This is a genomic window from Gammaproteobacteria bacterium (assembly GCA_022340215.1).
GTDB lineage: Bacteria > Pseudomonadota > Gammaproteobacteria > JAJDOJ01 > JAJDOJ01 > JAJDOJ01.
Genome location: JAJDOJ010000230.1, coordinates 1 through 3,278 on the forward strand (window position 1 = coordinate 1; position 3,278 = coordinate 3,278).

Here is a 3,278-nt window from a genome sequence, read left to right on the forward strand (position 1 = left end):
GACCGCACGGCGCCTTCAATGGAAAGACGCCTTACGAGGCGCTCCGCGAAAAGCTATAATCGCACAAGTAGATGTCCCGAAAGCACCCGCTGCTTACACTACGGCATGTACGCGCCGCCATGCCGAGGGCGTGGTTCCGGACCAGCGACGGAACGCGCTCGTGAAGGCGCCGGTGTTGGCGAAGTTCAGCGCCAACGCGATGTCGCTGACGTAGAGAGGGGTCAGGGTCAATAGCTCGCAGGCAACAGTGTAGAGGATCTCGTCCCGCAGCGCTGCGAAGGTCGTATCTTCCCGTTCGAGGGCTCTGCGCAAGCTGCGCGGATGTTGCCGGAGTTGCGCCGCAACTTCCGGCATGCTCATCTTCCCGCGTACGATCGAGGCCATCAGAGCATGGCGCACCCGTGCTGCCATCCCCCAGGGTCCCGGAGCTGCGCGAGTAGCGAGTTGCGCCAAGGCTGTGGTATGGGCGTCGCGGTCGGCGCCAGCTAATCGGAAGTCCGCCGCAGCGGGCGGCAGGAACATACAGGTTCGGTCCTGGCTGTAGCGAACCGGGCAGCCGGCCAAACTCTTGAGTGATCCTGAATTCGCTGGTGGTGGCCCCATCGACCAGAGTTCGACTGGCCGCACACTCTCCCCCGTCAATTTCAGCAGCAGGGTGCAGCCCATCGTCAGCACCAGATTGTGGATCTGGACTGCGCCCGGGCCGGCAGGATCGTAGATGCCGTAGCCAAAGACGAAGTCCAAAGGGGTCCAATATACATAGGCGGCCGCCCCGGTGGAATTCCACATATGGAATTGGGCGTAGTCACTCAACGCTTCGCCGACCGTCTCGGCGAGTATCATGACCTGGCCAGCAGGTCCCAGCGACGCGAGCGTCTGACGTTCCCCGAGTAGGAATCCCAAGTCGTCCCGACCGGACGCCGCCGCCGCCCGGTCGAGTACCACCAGCATTCCTGCATAGGGAATGTAGACTTCGGGCGCGAGGTCGTCGGCCGAAATGCCGGTGCCCTCCAGCACCGGTGCGAGGGGCACACCGAGTTCGGCCAGCAACGGCGGAAGATGAGCAAGCAGCGTTGCGCGTTGACGGTAGGGGGATTCGAAGTCCGCCATCTGGTGATAGTGTCCCCAATTCGTAAATTCGTCAAAACGCTTTCCGATAAGCTCTGCACCGAACCTTCGGGTGGGACACACAGATGTGCCGAGCGCTGCTACCCAGTCACGCCGTCGCCGCGATCCTGAGCAGCGCACCGACTCTCGCGTTAGGCCAGGCCACCGTGACTCAGCCGCCATACAAGCCACTGGAAAAGACCATCGGCCTGGTGCGTCCCGAGATCGTGCTGTCGCTAGTCGTCATGAATGCAAAGGGCGCCACGCTCGATGGCACCGCGTTGATGCTGACGGGCGCTGCCGGAAACGCCAGCGTCTTTGTCGACCGCCCAGTGCGCGGCTGGGCACGCACTGACGAGCGCGCCGCTGAAGCGACGGGCAATTGTTTGATGGAGATCAATGCCCCTCGGGAAGACACTGCGCTAGCGCGGAACAATGAGGAGGATTACCTGTGATGTATTGCTTGCGCAAATTTGCTCTCCCTCTCGTTGCGGGGATCGGGGCCTGCCTCGCGACCACCGCGGGGTCCCTTGCCCAGAGCGCGCCGCCACCTCACGTCCCCCTGCAGAAAACGATCGGTCAGGCCAGGCCCGATATCGTGCCGTCGCTGATTGTTCTCAATGCCGATGGCGCCGTTCTCGATGGCGACACATTGACGCTGTACGGTTATGCGCCGAACGCGATCGTCTTCGCCGATCGGCCGGTTCGGTCGGCCGGCCATGCCCTGACCTCGGATCTCCTGAAGGAATGGAACTACGAGGACAGTTTTGCCAAGGATCCGCCGAACGCGACTGTTTCCGCCTTCAGCAAGGACGGCGACAAGGTGTGGGACGCTGTGGTGGTTCTCAAGTCCCCGAAGATTGAGGGGAACAAGTTGAGCTTCGACGTCGACGTGCTCGAAGGCAGCCTGGCCGGCAGCGACGGCCCGGCCTCCGTCTTCATCGACATAATCGGTCTGCCGCGCACGCCGCTGTCGTTTGCCGGCGTCGCGCGCCGCACCGCCTACAGGGGCGCCTGGTATAGGGGTGCAGCCGCCGGCGCCGCCGTCGCGGGCGCCGCCGCGGCCGGAGCCGCCGCCGCATACCCCTACCCGTACTACCGGCCGCCTTGCGGGTACTACCCGTATCCGCCCTGCTACTAAACCCGAGGCTGCTGGCCAGATGAAGGCGGCCGCCGAACGCCTCCTCTGGCGAACTTGGATGGAGAACTTGGAGAACGTCATGAGAAACAGGCTGTTTGCAGCTGTACTCGCATCCGGTTTTGCGCTTCTGGCGCTCACCCCGGCGATGGCGCAGCAAGTCACCGGCACCCCTGGCTCGCCGGACGCCACGACCACCGTCCCCGGGAACCAGTTACCCCCACCTGCACCGCCGTTCGGCGGCGTGATCAAGGACGACGCGCTGAATTCCACGCCCTGGTGGCCGCCGCGGATCGTGCCGCCCAAGCAAGCGCCCGACATCCTGATGATCATGACCGACGACGCGGGGTTTGCTATTCCCAGCACCTTCGGCGGCGTCATCCCGACGCCGACGATGGATGCGATTGCGGCGGACGGCCTGCGCTACAACCGCATGTTCTCCACCTCGCTGTGCTCGCCGACTCGCGCTGCCATGATCACCGGCCGCAACCATCATTCGGTTGGCTTCGGCGTGATCGCCGAGCAGGCGACCGGGTTCCCCGGCTACGACAGCGTCATCGGCGTCGACAACGCGACGATTGGACGGATCCTGCGCGACAACGGTTATGCCACGTCCTGGTTCGGCAAGGACCACAACACGCCGACCTACGAGGCAAGCCAGGCAGGGCCGTTCTCGCAATGGCCGACCGGCATGGGCTTCGACTACTTTTACGGCTTCGTCGGCGGCGACGCCAACCAGTGGGGGCCGAACCTCTTCCGAAACACCACGCAGATCTACCCGTTCGACGACTTCCCGAGCACCCTCAAGATGGATCGCTCCAACCCGGACGCGGAGATTTGGCCGGTCACGGGCAAAGAGAGCTCCTGGAACCTGATCACGGCAATGGCTGACGACGCCATTGCGTGGATGGACCGGATTCACCAGACCAACCCGGGCCAGCCGATCTTCATCAACTACGTGCCCGGCTCCTCGCATGCGCCGCACCATCCGACCAAGGAATGGGTGGACAAGATCCACGCGATGCATCTGTTC

At 63.8% G+C, this 3,278-nt stretch carries 4 protein-coding genes; 3 read left to right on the top strand and 1 reads right to left on the bottom strand.

Going from position 1 to position 3,278, the window contains the following annotated elements; translation table 11 throughout:
• Positions 1-93 precede the first annotated feature (93 nt).
• Positions 94-1,110: an AraC family transcriptional regulator gene (locus LJE91_16135; protein MCG6870198.1), complete on the bottom strand. Its 1,017-nt coding sequence runs from the start codon at positions 1,108-1,110 to the stop codon at positions 94-96.
• Positions 1,111-1,193: 83 nt separating this feature from the next.
• Here LJE91_16135 and LJE91_16140 point away from each other — a divergent pair, with 83 nt between their 5' ends.
• The 3 genes from LJE91_16140 to LJE91_16150 form a co-directional block, all read left to right on the top strand.
• On the top strand, positions 1,194-1,562 hold the full coding sequence (locus LJE91_16140) for a hypothetical protein (protein MCG6870199.1): 369 nt from the start codon (positions 1,194-1,196) through the stop codon (positions 1,560-1,562).
• Entirely contained in the window at positions 1,562-2,248 is a 687-nt protein-coding gene (locus LJE91_16145) for a hypothetical protein (protein ID MCG6870200.1), read from the top strand. Before LJE91_16140 ends, LJE91_16145 begins: the two co-directional genes overlap by 1 nt.
• A gap of 79 nt (positions 2,249-2,327) precedes the next feature.
• Positions 2,328-3,278, top strand: a 951-nt coding sequence (locus LJE91_16150) for a sulfatase-like hydrolase/transferase (protein MCG6870201.1), incomplete at its 3' end; no start/stop codon positions are given.

Bases quoted from the DNA above. Each gene is read 5' to 3' on its own strand.
- LJE91_16135 (MCG6870198.1), bottom strand. From the start codon at position 1,110: ATGGCGGACTTCGAATCCCCCTACCGTCAACGCGCAACGCTGCTTGCT.
- LJE91_16140 (MCG6870199.1), top strand. From the start codon at position 1,194: ATGTGCCGAGCGCTGCTACCCAGTCACGCCGTCGCCGCGATCCTGAGC.
- LJE91_16145 (MCG6870200.1), top strand. From the start codon at position 1,562: ATGTATTGCTTGCGCAAATTTGCTCTCCCTCTCGTTGCGGGGATCGGG.